This window comes from Rhizobacter sp. LjRoot28 (assembly GCF_964253025.1).
Classification (GTDB): domain Bacteria; phylum Pseudomonadota; class Gammaproteobacteria; order Burkholderiales; family Burkholderiaceae_C; genus Rhizobacter.
The window spans coordinates 4,540,525-4,555,180 of record NZ_CAXUQC020000001.1; the positions used below are offsets into that span (position 1 = coordinate 4,540,525).

The following is a 14,656-nucleotide window of genomic DNA, read 5'->3' on the forward strand; positions in this document are numbered from 1 at the left end:
GGGCCTCGGGGCATCGTGGCGGTCATCGGGTGCCTTTCTCGAAGGGTCATGCGTCGCAGGCCAGGCGCAGCCCGGAGAACTGCCAGCGCGCGGGCGGCGGAAAGAAGTTGCGGTAGGTCGGCCGGACGTGGCCCGGCGGCGTCGCGCAGCTGCCGCCGCGCAGCACCATCTGACCCACCATGAACTTGCCGTTGTATTCGGAGGCCGCGCCGGCGAAGGGCTTGAAGCCGGGGTAGGGGCCGTAGGCCGAGCGCGTCCATTCCCACACGGCGCCGACGCTGCCGGCATCGATCAGGCCGCGCGCGAGGGCCGCCTCCCATTCGAACTCCGAGGGCAGCCGCGCGCCGGCCCACGCGGCATAGGCGGCGGCCTCGTAGAAGCTCAGGTGGCAGACCGGCTCGGCCGGGTCGACCGGCTGCTCACCGGCCAGGGTGAAGTGCCGTGGTTCCGGCCCTTCCTCGTGGGACCAGTAGGCGGGCGCCTGCCAGCCCTCGGCGCGGGCCAGGGCCCAGCCGTCGCTCAGCCACCACTGCGGGTCACGGTAGCCGCCGTCGCGGATGAAGGCCAGGTACTCGCCGCAGCTCACCGGGCGACTGGCGATGCGGTACGGCTGCAGCAGCACGTCATGGCGCGGGCCTTCGTTGTCGAAGGCAAAGCCGCCGCCGGCATGACCCACCGACACCACGCCACCGTCGACGGGTGTCCAGGCCAGCGGCTGCGGCATGCGCTGCGGAGCCGGTGCCCCTGCCTCGCGATAGGCCGGGCAGAGCGGGTTGAGCGACAACAGGTGAAGGACGTCGGTGAGGAGCAGTTCCTGGTGCTGCTGCTCGTGGTGCAGGCCGAGCAGCAAGGCGTTGCGCGCGCGGTCGAGTACGGCGTCGGGCGCGGTGTCGATGAAGCGGCGCACCGCGTGGTCGACCGTCTCGCGGTAGTGCATCACTTCGGCGGCCGACGGCCGCGTCAGCATGCCGCGCGCGGGCCTCGGATGTCGCGGGCCCAGCGACTCGTAGTAGGAGTTGAAGATGAAGGCGTAGCGCGGATCGAGCCGGGTGTGCTCGGCGCCGAAGGCCTGGAGCACCAGGGTCTCGAAGAACCAGGTCGTGTGCCCCAGGTGCCACTTCACGGGACTGGCGTCGGGCATCGATTGCACGCACTGGTCCTCGGCCGAGAGCGGAGCGGCCAGCGCGCAGGAGTGCGCCCGAACGGCCGCGAAGGCGGCACTCAGCTCGGCGCGCGTCGCGGGACGGGAAGGCTCATTGGCATAGGTCGGCGAGGGCAAGGTCGGCGCTCCGGTCAGGGGATCCGGCTCGCAGGGCGCGTGCCGGAACGGATCACCTTAGCAGCCGACATCCCCGATCGCAACGACAAACGGGCGCGAGCCCGCCATCGCATCAACAATGGATGGTGTCCGATTGCAGCCCTCGCGGCTGCGTGCTACGCGCCAGAAGCTGTCAGTAGAGGACGCGACAACGGATGGTGTCGGGCACGGCGCACAAGGTGTCGAGTGCCGTCTTGCTGGTGTCGGTGTCGACGTCGATCACGACGTAGCCCACGGCCTCGTTGGTGCTCAGGTACTGGGCGGCGATGTTGATGCCGGCCGCCGACAACTGCTCGTTGACGCGCGCCAGCACCCCGGGCACGTTGCGGTGGATGTGCAGCAGGCGGCTGCGGCCACCGTGTTCGGGCAGCGCGACGTCGGGGAAGTTGACCGCCGAGGTGGTCGAGCCGTTGTTGCTGTAGCGGATGAGCTTGGCCGCCACCTCCCGCCCGATGTTCTCCTGCGCCTCCGCGGTGGAGCCACCGATGTGCGGCGTGAGGATGACGTTGTCGAAGCGCGTCAGCGGCGAGGTAAAGGTGGCGTCGTTGCCGGTGGGCTCCACGGGGAACACGTCGATCGCGGCGCCCAGCAGGTGCTTGCTTTCCAGCGCGGCGGTCAGCGCGTCGATGTCGACCACGGTGCCGCGGGAGGCATTGATGAGGTGGCTGCCGGCCTTCATCCGGGCGATCTGCGCCGCACCGAACATGTTCTGCGTTTGCGGCGTCTCGGGCACGTGCAGGCTCACCACGTCGCTCGCCTGCAGCAAGGCGTCGAGCGAGGGCGCCTGGCGCGCGTTGCCGAGCGGCAGCTTGGCCTCGATGTCATAGAAGAGCACGTTCATGCCGACGTGCTCGGCCAGCACGCCGATCTGCGTGCCGATGTGGCCATAGCCGATGATGCCGAGCGTCTTGCCGCGCACTTCGTAGGAGTTGGCGGCGCTCTTGACCCAGCCGCCGCGGTGCAGGATGGCATTCTTCTCGGGAATGCCGCGCATCAGCAGGATGAGTTCGGCCAGCACCAGCTCGGCCACGCTGCGCGTGTTGGAGAAAGGCGCGTTGAAGACCGGGATGCCGCGCGCCATGGCGGCGCGCAGGTCCACCTGGTTGGTGCCGATGCAGAAGCAGCCGACGGCGGCGAGCTTCGGGGCCGCAGCGAACACCTCCTCGGTGAGGAAGGTGCGCGAACGGATGCCGACGAAATGCGCATCGGCCAGCACGGCCTTCAATTCCTCGCCGGCCAGTGCCTTCGGCGAGGTGACGATCTGCGAGTAGCCGTCGTGCTGCAGGGCCTCCACCGCGGAGGGGTGAATGCCCTCGAGCAGGACGAACTTGAGTTTCTCTTTCGGGACGGACAGTCGGGGGGTCATCGGCCAGGCTCCAGGGTGAGGACCGAGGTTAACCCGCCCGGGAAAACCCCGGCGCAAACCTGTCGGCTGGGCACCACGCGAGCCGGGTGCCTCAGGCCAATGCTTCGGCCAGCAGGCGATAGCCCCGCAAGCGGGCGGTCTGGTCCGGCAGGTTCGAGACCACCATCACCTCCGAGGCGCCGCAGTCCCGGGCCCGCGCAAGCAGTTGCTCGGCCACCTCGTCGGGCGTTCCGATGAGGGCGAGTGCCCGGTACGACGCCACCACCCGTCGCTCGTCGGGCGTGTACGGGTAGGCGCGCGCCTCGTCGGGGAAGGGGAGCGGGCTGAACCGGCCGCTGCGGATGCGCAGCCAGGCCAGGTCCATGCTGGAGGCGAGGTAGTCGGCCTCCTCGGCCGTGGGCGCGCAGACCACCGACACGCCGAGGATGGTGTGCGGCTCGGGGAACTGGCGCGACGGCACGAAGGCCCGCCGGTAGGCCTCGAAGGCCGGTGCCGCGGGCGTCGGGCTGAAGTGGCTCGCGAACGAATAGCCCATGCCGGCCTCGGCGGCCATCTCTGCGCTCGCACCGCTCGACCCCAGCAGCCAGATGGGGGGCAGCGGCGCATCGTCCGGCATGGCCTTGAGGCGAGCCATCGGGTGGCCGTCCGGCAGGGGGCGTTCGCCCGACCAGGTCAGCAGCTCGCCGAGCAGTGCGGGAAACTGCTCGCCATCGAAGGCGCGCAGGGCACGCGTGGCCTGGGCATCGGAGCCGGGCGCCCGACCCAGGCCGAGGTCGATGCGGCCGGGATGCAACGCCGACAAGGTGCGGAAGGCCTCGGCCACGCGCAGTGGGGCATGGTTCGGGAGCATCACGCCGCCGGAACCGATGCGCAGGCGTCGGGTGTGGGCGGCCACATGGGCGATGAGCACTTCGGGGGCGGCGCTCGCGACGGCCGGCATGCCGTGGTGCTCGGCAAACCAGAGGCGCTCGTAGCCCAGGTCGTCGGCGAGGCGGGCCAGGTCGACGGCGCGGCGCACCGACTCCGCGGCACTGCCACCGGTGCCCACCGGCACGAGGTCGAGAACGGAAAGGGGAATCTTCATGGCGCCATCGTAGTGAGGCGCCCGAGCGCCGCGCGCCGCAGGGTCTTGGCCGAGACGTTCAGGACGTCATGTCGATGAACCGGCCCAGCTTGGGCGACGCCGCGAACTTCATCACCGCGCCGGGGTAAACCGTCAAGGTGTAGGCGCCGCCGTGGTCGAGCGTGATCGGGCCGAGGCTCGGCACGCTGGTGTTCAGCGGCACCAGCGGCAGGGGTGCCGCCCCGTTCTCGACGGCTTGCCGCACGAAACTGGCGAGGGCGGGCGGGAGGGCGGGACCGAGGGGCGAGACGAACATGCCGGAGGCGGCCGGAACCAGGAGCGGCCCGCACTATAGCCGAGCCGCCCTGGCGCCGCCGCCGCCGGCCGTGCAGGAATCAGACGGTGGCGGCGATTTGTTCGCGTGCCGTGGCCAGGCCGTTCTGCTCCGCCTCCGGGCCCATGGCCAGGCCCTCGGCATAGATGAACTCCACATCGGTCATGCCCAGGAAACCGAACAGCGTCTTGAGGTACGGCACCTGCGTGTCGGCGGGCGCGTCGCGGTACACGCCGCCGCGCGTGAGCGCCACGTACACCTTCTTGCCGGTCAACAGGCCGACCGGTCCCTTGTCGGTGTAGGCGAAGGTGACCCGGGCGCGGGTGACGGCGTCGATCCAGTTCTTCAGGGCCGCCGGCACGCCGAAGTTGTACATGGGCACGCCCAGCACCACCACGTCGGCGGCCTGGAGTTCGGCGATCAGCGCGTCATCGAGGGCCACGCGCGCGGCCTGCTCGGGCGTGCGTTGCTCAGCGGGGGTGAACAGCGCCTGCAGCGCGGCTTCGTCGAGGGCGGGGTGAGGATGGCGAGCGACGTCGCGCAGATTGAACGAAGCTTCGGGGTGGGACTGGCGCAGGCGCTGGACGATCTCGCCAGCGAGGCGGCTGGAGTGGGAGGCGTCGGCGCGGGCGCTGGAGTTGATCTGCAGGATGTTCATGGCGGGGACCTTTCGGAAGCGGTACGGGGGGTGAGTCGATGGCTTGACTGTAGTTGTCCCGTTTGCAACCCGGAAGTCGTCTAAATGGATAACATTGTTCCATCAACGGAACGGAGTGGCGATGAGCACCTTGGAACCCAATGACCTGCTGATGTTTGCGCGTGTCGCCGAAGAAGGCAGCTTCAGCCGCGCCGGTGAGCGGCTCGGCCTGCCCAAGTCGACCGTGTCGCGCCGCATCGCCGGCCTGGAGGCGAACCTGGGCGAGCGCCTGATGCTGCGCACCACCCGCAAGCTCACCCTCACCGACTTCGGCCACAGCGTGCTCGAGCATGCGCGCCAGGTGGTGGCCGAGGTCGAGGCCGCCGCGCAGCTGGCCCAGCACCGCCAGGTGGAGCCGAGCGGGCGGCTCCGCATCTCGATGCCCGGCGACTTCGCCAACATCGTGCTCGGTCAGTTGATGACCGACTTCACCGCCCGCTATCCCGCGATCTCCCTGCAGGTCGACGTGTCGCCGCGCCGCGTGGATCTCATCGGCGAGAACTTCGACCTGGCCATCCGCATCGGCGACCTGGACGACGACGCCAACCTGGCCGCCCGGCGGCTCGCCACCTTCTCGTCGGGCCTGTACGCTTCGCCGGCCTACCTGGAACGCCGCGGTGTTCCTGCCGAACCGGCAGACCTCCTGCGGCACGATGCCCTGCAGCTCACCACCCAGCAGCGCGAGCCCTGGCCGTGGCTGCTGACGCGGGGCGACGCCGTCTGGAGCGGCGTGCCACCGAGCCGGGCCACGGCCAACTCGCCGGAACTGCTCATCCGGCTGGCGCGCGCGGGTGCCGGCATCACCGTGGTCACCGACCACTTCGCCGAACCGTACCTGACCGCTGGCGAGCTCGTGCCCGTGCTCGCCGAATGGCAGCTGCCGCCCATCGAGGCCTGGGCCGTGTTTCCCGGCCGTCGGTTGATGCCGGCCCGCACGCGGGTGTTCCTCGACGCACTGGAAGCCGAGTTCTCGCCGTCCCGCTGCCAGGCGGCCGAGGCCCGCTCGGTGCGCCTGCGCGCCGAACGCATCGCCGCCTCGCAGCGTGTGCGGACGATGCCGGCTGACTGAGCGGGACGCGGGGGAATCTCGTCCTACACGCTCGCGGGGCGTCGCTGTCCGGCCTACGCTGCGCGCTATTCACACACCGCGATTCCGCCTGCGAGTCGCTCATTCACCCCGCCGAGGAGCCGCCATGAACGCCGTGGACCTGTTGATCACCCAGCACCGCACGCTCGAATCCAAGTTCGACGACCTGATGACCGCCGTCGACGCCGGATCGGCCGCCCGCTGCCGGGCGCTCCTCGCCGAGGCGGGCGACGACCTGACGGTGCACATCGCCTCGGAAGAGCAGGTGTTCTATCCGGCGGTGAAGGCCCGGCGCACGAAGGACATCCTGATGGAGTCCCTCGAAGAGCACCTGTCGCTCAAGCGCTTGCTCGCCGACCTGCTGGCACTCGACCCCGGGGAGGCGACCTTCAAGCCCAAGGCCAAGGTGCTGCAGGAGCAGACCGAGCACCACCACAAGGAAGAGGAGAACCACCTCTTTCCCCAGGTGCAGAAGCTGATGGACCCGGCCGAGCTCGACACCCTGGGCGAGGCGATGCTGGCCCTGCAACAGCAGCTGCGCGCCGAAGGCGAGCCCCGCGAGGCGGTGGCCGACGAGACCGATGCGGCCGCGCCCCTTCACTGATTCTTGAGGGGCCGGACGCGCTCGCGTCCTACAGCGCCGCACCGGGCTGGGGACTACGCTGGGACTCATTGCCAGACCGGGAGTCCAACATGATTCGTGCCATCGTCGTCTTCCTCGGGCTCACGCTCGTGGGCTTGTTCGCCCTGCTCAACTGGGATGCGTTCACCACGCCGACCGCGCTGTCGCTCGGCGTCACCACGGTGCAGGCGCCGCTGGGCCTGGTGATGCTAGGGATGCTCGTCTTCTTCAGCGTGGTGTTCGTCGTGTGGGCCATGTCCCTTCAGGCGGGCGCCCTGATGGAGGCCCGTCGCCTCACACGCGAACTGCAGACGCAGCGCGAGCTGGCCGACAAGGCCGAGGCATCCCGCTTCACCGAACTGCGTGCCTTCCTCAGCAACGAGCTGTCCACCGTGTCCGTCGCCCAGGAACAGATGCGCGCCGTGCTCGTCTCGCGCATGGACCGTGTGCAGGATGCGGCCCGCGCCTCCCAGGAGGAGACGGCCAACACCTTGTCCGCCTACATCGGCGAACTGGAAGACCGCCTCGAGCGGGCCCGCGTCGTCCCGGCCCAGTACGAGCGGAACGACGTCCTCGTTTCACGCTGACCATGCCGCGCCGCGCCGCGGCACGCAGGCGTTGTGCCCACCGGGCCCCCGCCTGTGCCCGGCTGCCGATTCAGCTTCGTGGGGGCGTGATGGCCGGCTCCGGGCTGCTCCCGGATGCCGACTGCGGCCCCGGCCCACCCGGCTCACCGGCGTCGTCATGCGCATGCGGGTGGCGATGGAACCGCCGGCCGACCCACTGCACCGCATCGTCGACGAAGGTGAACACCACCGGAATGACGAGCAGGCTGAGGAAGGTGGACGTGATCAACCCGCCGATCACCACGATGGCCATGGGGGCCCGGAAGCTCGGGTCGACCCCGATGCCCAGCGCAATCGGCATCATGCCGGCACCCATCGCGATGGTCGTCATCACGATGGGGCGCGCCCGCTTGTGGCAGGCATCGAGCAGGGCGTCCCAGCGCGACATGCCCCGGTCGCGGCGCGCCATGATGGCGTACTCCACCAGCAGGATGGAGTTCTTGGTCGCGATGCCCATGAGCATGATCAGCCCGATCATCGAGGGCATCGACAGCGCCGTGCGCGTGAGGAACAGCGCCAGGAAGGCGCCCGGGATCGACAGCACCAGGGCGGCGAGGATGGTCACCGGCTGCACGAAGTCCTTGAACAGCAGCACCAGCACGATGTAGATGCACAGCACGCCCGTGAGCATGGCGAGGCCGAAGCTCGCGAAGAGCTCGGCCATGGCCTCGGCGTCGCCCACCGTCGTCTGGATCACGCCCGGCGGCAGCTGGCGCAGGCTCGGCAAGGCCAGTGCCTCGCGCTCCACCTCGCCGAGCGGACGCTGGTTGAGCTCGATCTCGAAGTTGATGTTGCGCTGGCGGTCGTAGCGGTCGATCTCGGCCGGGCCGCTCTCGATGTTCAGCGAGGCCACGTTGCCCAGCATCACCGGGCCGCGCGCGCCGGGCACCGCCAGCCGTGACAGCAGGTCGAGGTCGGCCCGCGCCTCGGGGGCGAGCTTGACGAGCACGGGCACCTGCCGCTGCGACAGGTTCAGCTTGGCGAGCCCCTGGTCATAGTCGCCCGCGGTCGCGATGCGCAGCGTCTCGGCCATGGCCGTCGACGTCACGCCGAGGTCGGCCGCACGGGCGAAGTCGGGTCGGACGATGAGCTCCGGGCGCACGAGGCTGGAGGTGGAGGTGATGCCGCCGATGCCCTTGATGGTGCGCAGCTCGCGCTCGACCTTGGCCGCGTGCTCGCTGAGCACCCGGCCGTCTTCGCCGGCCAGCACCAGCACGTACTTCTCGCTCGAGGCGCCGAGGCCCACCTTCACCCGCGCGCCGGGCACCACGGCAAGGTCCTCGCGCAGCTGGCCTTCGATGGCCTGCTTGCTCAAGCCCTTGCGTTCGCCCCGCGGCGTCATGTTGATGGTGAGCGTGGCCTTGCGCACCTCGGGCACGCCGGCCGGCGCGAACGGGTCGGCGCCCGTCGCGCCGCCGCCCACGGTGGTGTAGATCAGCTTGATGTGCTCGTTCTTCTCGAGAATGGCCCGCGCCTGCTCGGCCGCGGCAAAGGTCTGCTTGAAGGTGCTGCCCGGCGGCAGCGTGAGCGTCACCTGCGTCTGCGACAGGTCGTCCGGCGGGATGAAGCCGGTGGGCAGCAGCGGCACCAGCATGAACGAACCGACGAGGAACACGACCGCGGCGAGCGTCGTCTTGATGCGGTGCTTCAGGCACCACTGCGCCCAGCGCATGTAGATCGAGATCCAGCGCCCCTCATGGTGCTCCTTGCGCGGCCGGCGCAGCACGTACGCGGCCATCATCGGCGTGAGCATGCGGGCCACCACGAGCGAGAAGAACACCGCGATGGCGGCCGTCCAGCCGAACTGCACGAAGAACTTGCCCGGCACGCCGCTCATGAAGGCGGTCGGCAGGAAGACCGCGATGAGCGTGAAGGTGGTGGCGATGACGGCCAGGCCGATCTCGTCGGCGGCCTCCATGGCCGCCTGGAACGGCGTCTTGCCCATGCGCAGGTGGCGCATGATGTTCTCGATCTCCACGATGGCGTCGTCCACCAGGATGCCGACCACCAGCGACAGCGAGAGCAGGGTCACGCCGTTGAGCGTGAAGCCGAAGAGGTACATGACCCCGAAGGCGGGGATGACCGACAGCGGCAAGGCGGTCGCGGCCACCAGCGTGGCGCGCCAGTCACGCAGGAAGAACCACACCACGATGATGGCCAGCACCGCGCCTTCGTAGAGCAGCATCATCGAGCCGTCGTAGTTCTCCTGAACGGGGTCGACGAAGTTGAACGCCTCGGTGAAGGTGACCTCGGGGTGGGCCGCGCGCAGCACTTCCAGCTGCTGGCGGACGCCCGCGGCCACTTCGGTCTCGCCGCCGCCGCGGGTGCGGGTGATCTCGAAGCCCACGACCGGCTGGCCGTTGAGCAGGGCGGCGGACCGCTTCTCCGCCACGGTGTCCGAGACTTCGGCCACCTGGTCCAGGCGCACATGCCGGCCATCGCTGAGGGCGATCTCCATCGCGGCCAGCTCATCGGCCGAGCGGACCGTGGCGATGGTGCGCACCGACTGCTCGGCGCCGCCAACGTCGGTGCGGCCCCCCGAGGCCTCGGTCTGCGTCTGGCGCAGCTGGCGCGAGATGTCGGCCGCGGTGGCGTTCAGGGCGAGCAGGCGCTCCGGGTCAAGCTCGACATGGACCTCGCGCGCCGCACCGCCCACGCGCGACACGGCGCCCACGCCCTTGACGGTCAGCATCGACTTCACGACCGTGTTGTCGACGAACCAGCTCAACGCCTCCTCGTCCATGCGCGAGGAGGCCACGGTGTAGGTGAGGATGGGTGAGCCGGACAGCTCGACCTTCGAGATGATGGGGTCGCGCAGGTCGGCGGGCAGGTCGGAGCGCACGCGCGACACCGCGTCGCGCACGTCGTCCACGGCCTCCTGCACCGTCTTCTCCAGGCGGAACTCGACGGTGATGGTGGTCGTGCCATCCTGCACCTTGGTGTAGATGTGCTTGATGCCCTGCACCGTGGCAAGCGAGTTCTCGATCTTGCGCGCGACCTCGGTTTCGAGCTGGGCGGGCGACGCTCCCGGGAGGGAGGCCACCACCGTCACCGTGGGCAGCTCGATGTCGGGAAAGTTCTGGATCTTCATCGCGCTGAAGCTCACCAGGCCCACGAGCGTGAGCATGATGAACAGCAGCACCCCGGGAATCGGGTTGCGGATCGACCACGAGGAAACGTTCATCATGGGAAGTTCCTTCGCTCAGCGGCCGGCCGGTGCGGCAGCCTGGGCCGGCGCGGGCGTTGGCGCAGAGGCGGCGTTCGCCGCCTGCACCACGCGCACCAGGTCGCCGTCGCCGAGGAACCCGCCACCGCTGGCCACCACCCGGGCGTCCGCGGGCAGGCCGTCCAGCACCTCGATGCGGTCGCCCAGTCGGCGGCCCACCTTGAGCTTGAGTTGGCTGACCTTGTTGTCCGGACCGACGCGCAGGGCGTAGTGGAAGCCGTCACGCAGGTTCACCGCGCTCTGCGGCAGGGTCGTGGCCTGGCTGCTGCCGATCTCGATCTCACCACGGGCGAACATGCCGGCACGCGCCTCGTCGCTGCTCGCCAGGTCGACGTACACCAGGCCATTGCGGGTCTGCACATCGACCGTCGGACCGACCATGCGCACCTTGCCGGCCAGCCGCGAGCCGGAGGCACCGATCACCTCCACGGCCTGGCCCGGCTTGACCCGGCCCAGGTCGGTCGCGGGCACCTCGGCGCGCCATTCGAGTCGGCCTTGGCGGATCAGTCGGAAGAGTTCCTGCCCTGCGGGCAGCACCGCCCCGACGGTGGCGGAACGGGCGGAGATGATGCCGTTGTCGGGGGCCACCACGCGGGTCTGGCCGAGCCGCAGCTGCTGGGCCCGGGCCATGGCGCGCTGCGCCTCCAGCCGCGCCTGGGCGGTGCGCTCCGCCGTCAGGTACTGGTTGATCTGCTGTGCACTCAGCGCGCCGGTCGTCTGCAGGTCGCGCGCCCGTTGCGCGTTGGCGGCCGCCTCGGCGAGTGCCGCCTCGGCCTCGGCCACCGACGCCTTGATCTGCGCCTGTTCGGCCAGTACCGTCTCCGGCGCGAAGGTGGCCAGCACCTGGCCCCGCTTCACGCTGTCACCCACGTTGACGCGCACTTCGGCCAGCCGCAGGCCATTCGCCTCCGTGCCCACGCTCGCCTCCTGCCAGGGGGCGATGTTGCCGTTGGCGGCGATGCGCATCGGGATGGCCATGCGCTGCGGCTGCACCACGGTGACCGTCAGTGCGGGGCGTGGGGCCTCAGCCGGCTCCGGGTCGGCCGCGCGGGCGCTGTAGGTGAGGGCGCCGAGCAGGAGCAAGGCGGCGGCGATGGTGAGAACGAAGGGCTGCAGACGAGCGTTCATGGGCAGGATCCGGGGACGGGGTTCGGGGCAACTCACGGAAGGGGCGAGCGAATCAGCGCGGCGTGGCATTGGTGCGCGCCTCGGCCGCAGCGCGGTCGGGCTCGGTCGGGGGCGGCGCGTCGGATGACCAGCCGCCGCCCAGCGCGCGATAGAGCGAGACCCAGGCGGACACGCGGTCGCGCTCCAGGTCGATCAGGTTCACTTGCGACTGCAGGGCGCTGCGGCGGGCGTCTTCCAGTTCGAAGAGGCTCGCCAGGCCGCCGCGGTAACGCGCCTCGACAGCCCGGAACGAGGTGTCGAAGCCTTCGGCGGCAATGCGGGCGTTCTCGCGTCGTGCCGACGTGCTCTCGAGCAGGACGAGGGCCTGTTCCACTTCGCGCACGGCATCGCGCACCCGTGCGCGGTACAGGGCCACGGCCTCGTCGTAGCGTGCACGGGCAGCGTCCACATTGGCCCGGCGCGCGCCGCCATCGAACAGGGGCAGGGTGATGGCCACGGGGCCGACGGCCCAGGTCGTGCCTTCGGCCGTGGCCGCCGAGGTCTCGACGCGCACCCGGCCGATCGAGCCGGCAAGGCTCACCCGCGGCCAGCGTGCTGCCCGGGCCTGCGTGAGGTCGGCACTCGCAGCCGACACGTCCCGCGCGGCGGTGTAGAGATCGGGCCGCTGGTTGAGCACCTCCGCCGGCACCGCGGCCACGGTCAGGCCGGCGGGAGCGGGAAGGGTGCCGCTGCGCTCGGCCAGGCGGCGGCGCAGGTCGGTCTCGTCGAGGGCGGTCAGGGCGACAAGGGACTTCACCGTGTTGTCGCACTGCGCCTTGAGGGCCAGATGGACGCTCTCGCCCTGCGCGGCGCTCGCTCGCGCCAGCGCCGCATTGGCCGGCGCCTCCATCCCGGCGTCGGCGGCCAGGTCGGTGAGGCGTGCGGTCTCGGCGCGCGAACGCGCATCGGCCTCCGTCTTGACCCGCTGCGCTTCGCACGCGCGCAAGCCCAGGTAGGCGTTGGCCACTTCCGCCGCCACGGCCACCCGGGCCGCATGCCAGTCGGCCTGGGCGCCTTCGAAGCGGGCGCTCGCTGCCGCGAGGGCGGCACGTCCGCCACCGAAGAGGTCGAGTTCCCATCCCGCGGCCAGTCCGGCGGTGGCGGTGTTCGCGATGGGCATCGACAACTCCTGGCGGCCCCGCGAGGCACTGGCAGTGGCGTCGAGCGTGGGGCCGAGCGCGGCGCCCGCCGACACGCGGTTGGCGCGCGCCTGCTCGATGCGGCTGCGCGCGGATGCCAGCGTCGGGCTGGCCGCCTGTGCGGCTGCCATCAGCGAGTCGAGGAGCGGGTCTTCGAACTGCTGCCACCAGCGGCCGAGCTCGCCGACGCGCCCTTCATGAGGCAACGGGGCATGCCACTGCGCCGAGACGGTCGCGTCCTCGGTGACGGCCTGGGGTGGCGGGCCGCTGGCACAGGCGGACAGGAGCAACACGGTGGCCACGAGAGGCGCCAGGGCAAGCGGGGCAGAACGGCGGCAGGTCACGACGTCGATGCTTTCGGGAGGGATGCGCGGCGCCTCGGAGCGCTGAGCGCAGAAGGGAAAATGCCGGACGGACGAACGAGCGGACGAACGAACGAGCGGGCGGCTGGCGCACGTCGGGCACCGGCCCCTGTTGAGTCGCGCACCTCAGCCTGGCTGCCACCACCGGCGCAGGCAGCGAGCACAAGCGGCGCATCGTACTGAAACCGGCAGCGTTTCGTGTGCCGGTACGCGTCTCATCTGTAAAGAAACTAGGGATAGCCCCGAGCCGGACCAGCGTGTAGGCCCGGACCGGGCGCTTGGCACGCAGCCGCCGATGCCGCTTCGCGCCAATCCGGCATCTTGCCCCGGGCTTGCTGACACCCTTGTGTCAGCAGCACCTCGGGCGCTCGCCGCGAAATCACTGCAGCGGCAGGTTCGCCTGCTGCGGTGCGCGCAGCGCGGCCTGCGCCGTGGCCGGTACCGAGCGGGCCATCCGGCGGCGCATCAGCACGCCGTGCGGCACATAGCCGCGGGAGTCTAGGTTCCAGCCGTCCACCGCCTGGGCGTCGGTGACGCGGTCGACGCGGGTCGTGCCGAGCTTGCGCTGGCTGGCCCGGGTGACGAGCGCTTCGCACTGGGCCTCGCTCAGCTGGCTGGCAAAGGCCGTCCAGCGCTGCAGGGCCAGCGGGTTGCGCCACGCATCCTCGATGGCCCAGCGCACGGCCTGCGGTTCGTTCGTCTTGCCGGCCTCCAGCACACGCGGCAGCAGCGCATGGAAGAACATCTGGAAGGCGCGCTTCACGGCCTTGCCGGGCAGCAGGTCCTCGAACCGGGCCAGGCGGCTGCTCCAGCCGGGCGTGGCGAGTTGCAGGCTGATGAAGGCCTGCAGGGCCTGCACCGGGTTGAAGAGCCGCAGGCGGTTGGGCGGCAGCACCAGCAGCGGCAAGGTGCAGGCCTCGGCATGCGGCAGCTTCTCCACGAAGCTGCAGAGCACGGCGGTGCGGGCCCACTGGGCCGCGGTGAGGCCGCCCAGCCCGCCCAGGCCCTCGGCCTCGATGCGCCGCACGAACCCGAGGGCGTCGCGGTAGCCGTGGGCAGCCTTCGCATGGTTGGCCTTGGTGCTCATCACCACGAGATTGCCGGCGGCGTAGGCGGCGTCGCTGCGCACGCGGTCGATGGACGGATCGGTGCCTTCGAGCGTGGCGCTGCTCAGGGCCACGCGGGTGATCGGGCAGTGCGAGGTGTCGATCTGCTGCAGGTAGTGCGGCGTCACCTGCACCAGCTCCACGCTGCGGCCGCGAAGCCAGGCGTGCAAGCGCAATTGCAGCCACTTGCGGACGTGGCGGGTCGGCTGCAGGGTGCGGCGGCCGAAGGTCGCCGCGCCGGCCAGGCGGCCGTTTCGCAGCGGCGAGGGCTCATGGTCGTAGGGTGCCGGGAGGTGCACGTCGTAGTGGGCAAAGTCCCAGCCCAGCTCGAATCCGATGTGCTCGTGGGTCGTCAGGGTGCTGGCGGCGTGGTCGTGCGAGATCTGCAGATCGGCGGTCATTCGGGGGCTCCGTTCCTGTTCACTGCAACCGTTGCAGCGATGAAGCCAGTGTCTCGGCCCGGTGGCTCACCAGGTGAGCCTGCCAGCAGAAAGTGATCCCGCCGTTTTGATATCCTGTTCCGTCCGAGAGCGCTCATCACGT

The 14,656-nt window shown here is 70.4% G+C and carries 12 protein-coding genes; 3 read left to right on the forward strand and 9 right to left on the reverse strand.

Annotated elements, in window-relative coordinates:
- Positions 1–46 precede the first annotated feature (46 nt).
- From egtB to ACSQ2F_RS20870, 5 genes are all read right to left on the reverse strand, one after another.
- Positions 47–1,279 (reverse strand): ergothioneine biosynthesis protein EgtB, encoded by a 1,233-nt coding sequence (gene egtB, locus ACSQ2F_RS20850; RefSeq protein WP_436026154.1) that lies wholly within the window; start codon positions 1,277–1,279, stop codon positions 47–49.
- Between the two features lie 172 nt (positions 1,280–1,451).
- Positions 1,452–2,684: a phosphoglycerate dehydrogenase gene (serA, locus tag ACSQ2F_RS20855; protein WP_436026155.1), complete on the reverse strand. Its 1,233-nt coding sequence runs from the start codon at positions 2,682–2,684 to the stop codon at positions 1,452–1,454.
- A 91-nt stretch (positions 2,685–2,775) separates the two neighbouring features.
- Positions 2,776–3,768, reverse strand: coding sequence for an LLM class flavin-dependent oxidoreductase (locus ACSQ2F_RS20860; RefSeq protein ID WP_436026156.1), 993 nt, complete (start codon positions 3,766–3,768; stop codon positions 2,776–2,778).
- Between the two features lie 58 nt (positions 3,769–3,826).
- Positions 3,827–4,063 carry a hypothetical protein gene (locus ACSQ2F_RS20865; RefSeq protein ID WP_436026157.1) on the reverse strand — a complete coding sequence of 79 codons (237 nt, stop codon included), beginning with the start codon at positions 4,061–4,063 and terminating at the stop codon, positions 3,827–3,829.
- A 79-nt stretch (positions 4,064–4,142) separates the two neighbouring features.
- Complete coding sequence (locus ACSQ2F_RS20870; protein ID WP_436026158.1) at positions 4,143–4,739, reverse strand: FMN-dependent NADH-azoreductase; 597 nt, start codon at positions 4,737–4,739, stop codon at positions 4,143–4,145.
- A 121-nt stretch (positions 4,740–4,860) separates the two neighbouring features.
- Here ACSQ2F_RS20870 and ACSQ2F_RS20875 point away from each other — a divergent pair, with 121 nt between their 5' ends.
- From ACSQ2F_RS20875 to ACSQ2F_RS20885, 3 genes are all read left to right on the forward strand, one after another.
- Positions 4,861–5,847 carry a LysR family transcriptional regulator gene (locus tag ACSQ2F_RS20875; protein ID WP_436026159.1) on the forward strand — a complete coding sequence of 329 codons (987 nt, stop codon included), beginning with the start codon at positions 4,861–4,863 and terminating at the stop codon, positions 5,845–5,847.
- A 124-nt stretch (positions 5,848–5,971) separates the two neighbouring features.
- Positions 5,972–6,469, forward strand: a complete 498-nt coding sequence (locus ACSQ2F_RS20880; protein ID WP_436026160.1) for a hemerythrin domain-containing protein — start codon at positions 5,972–5,974, stop codon at positions 6,467–6,469.
- Positions 6,470–6,558: 89 nt separating this feature from the next.
- Positions 6,559–7,074 carry a LapA family protein gene (locus tag ACSQ2F_RS20885; protein WP_436026161.1) on the forward strand — a complete coding sequence of 172 codons (516 nt, stop codon included), beginning with the start codon at positions 6,559–6,561 and terminating at the stop codon, positions 7,072–7,074.
- Between the two features lie 70 nt (positions 7,075–7,144).
- On the opposite strand, the gene ACSQ2F_RS20890 is transcribed toward ACSQ2F_RS20885, so the two are convergent.
- The 4 genes from ACSQ2F_RS20890 to ACSQ2F_RS20905 all read right to left on the reverse strand — a co-directional run bounded on the left by ACSQ2F_RS20890 (position 7,145) and on the right by ACSQ2F_RS20905 (position 14,514).
- A complete protein-coding gene (locus ACSQ2F_RS20890; protein ID WP_436026902.1) occupies positions 7,145–10,297 on the reverse strand; it encodes an efflux RND transporter permease subunit in 3,153 nt (1,050 codons plus the stop codon).
- Positions 10,298–10,315: 18 nt separating this feature from the next.
- Positions 10,316–11,467 (reverse strand): efflux RND transporter periplasmic adaptor subunit, encoded by a 1,152-nt coding sequence (locus ACSQ2F_RS20895; protein WP_436026162.1) that lies wholly within the window; start codon positions 11,465–11,467, stop codon positions 10,316–10,318.
- Positions 11,468–11,519: 52 nt separating this feature from the next.
- Positions 11,520–12,989 carry an efflux transporter outer membrane subunit gene (locus tag ACSQ2F_RS20900; RefSeq protein ID WP_436026163.1) on the reverse strand — a complete coding sequence of 490 codons (1,470 nt, stop codon included), beginning with the start codon at positions 12,987–12,989 and terminating at the stop codon, positions 11,520–11,522.
- Positions 12,990–13,386: 397 nt separating this feature from the next.
- The gene (locus tag ACSQ2F_RS20905; RefSeq protein ID WP_436026164.1) at positions 13,387–14,514 is read right to left on the reverse strand and encodes a hypothetical protein; all 1,128 of its coding nucleotides are present in this window, start codon (positions 14,512–14,514) and stop codon (positions 13,387–13,389) included.
- Between the last annotated feature and the right edge of the window lie 142 nt (positions 14,515–14,656).

Coding starts and splice junctions, on each gene's coding strand:
- ACSQ2F_RS20890 (WP_436026902.1), bottom strand. CDS start 10,297: ATGAACGTTTCCTCGTGGTCGATCCGCAACCCGATTCCCGGGGTGCTG.
- ACSQ2F_RS20860 (WP_436026156.1), bottom strand. CDS start 3,768: ATGAAGATTCCCCTTTCCGTTCTCGACCTCGTGCCGGTGGGCACCGGT.
- ACSQ2F_RS20870 (WP_436026158.1), bottom strand. CDS start 4,739: ATGAACATCCTGCAGATCAACTCCAGCGCCCGCGCCGACGCCTCCCAC.
- ACSQ2F_RS20895 (WP_436026162.1), bottom strand. CDS start 11,467: ATGAACGCTCGTCTGCAGCCCTTCGTTCTCACCATCGCCGCCGCCTTG.
- ACSQ2F_RS20905 (WP_436026164.1), bottom strand. CDS start 14,514: ATGACCGCCGATCTGCAGATCTCGCACGACCACGCCGCCAGCACCCTG.
- ACSQ2F_RS20875 (WP_436026159.1), top strand. CDS start 4,861: ATGAGCACCTTGGAACCCAATGACCTGCTGATGTTTGCGCGTGTCGCC.
- ACSQ2F_RS20885 (WP_436026161.1), top strand. CDS start 6,559: ATGATTCGTGCCATCGTCGTCTTCCTCGGGCTCACGCTCGTGGGCTTG.
- ACSQ2F_RS20865 (WP_436026157.1), bottom strand. CDS start 4,063: ATGTTCGTCTCGCCCCTCGGTCCCGCCCTCCCGCCCGCCCTCGCCAGT.
- ACSQ2F_RS20880 (WP_436026160.1), top strand. CDS start 5,972: ATGAACGCCGTGGACCTGTTGATCACCCAGCACCGCACGCTCGAATCC.
- serA (WP_436026155.1), bottom strand. CDS start 2,684: ATGACCCCCCGACTGTCCGTCCCGAAAGAGAAACTCAAGTTCGTCCTG.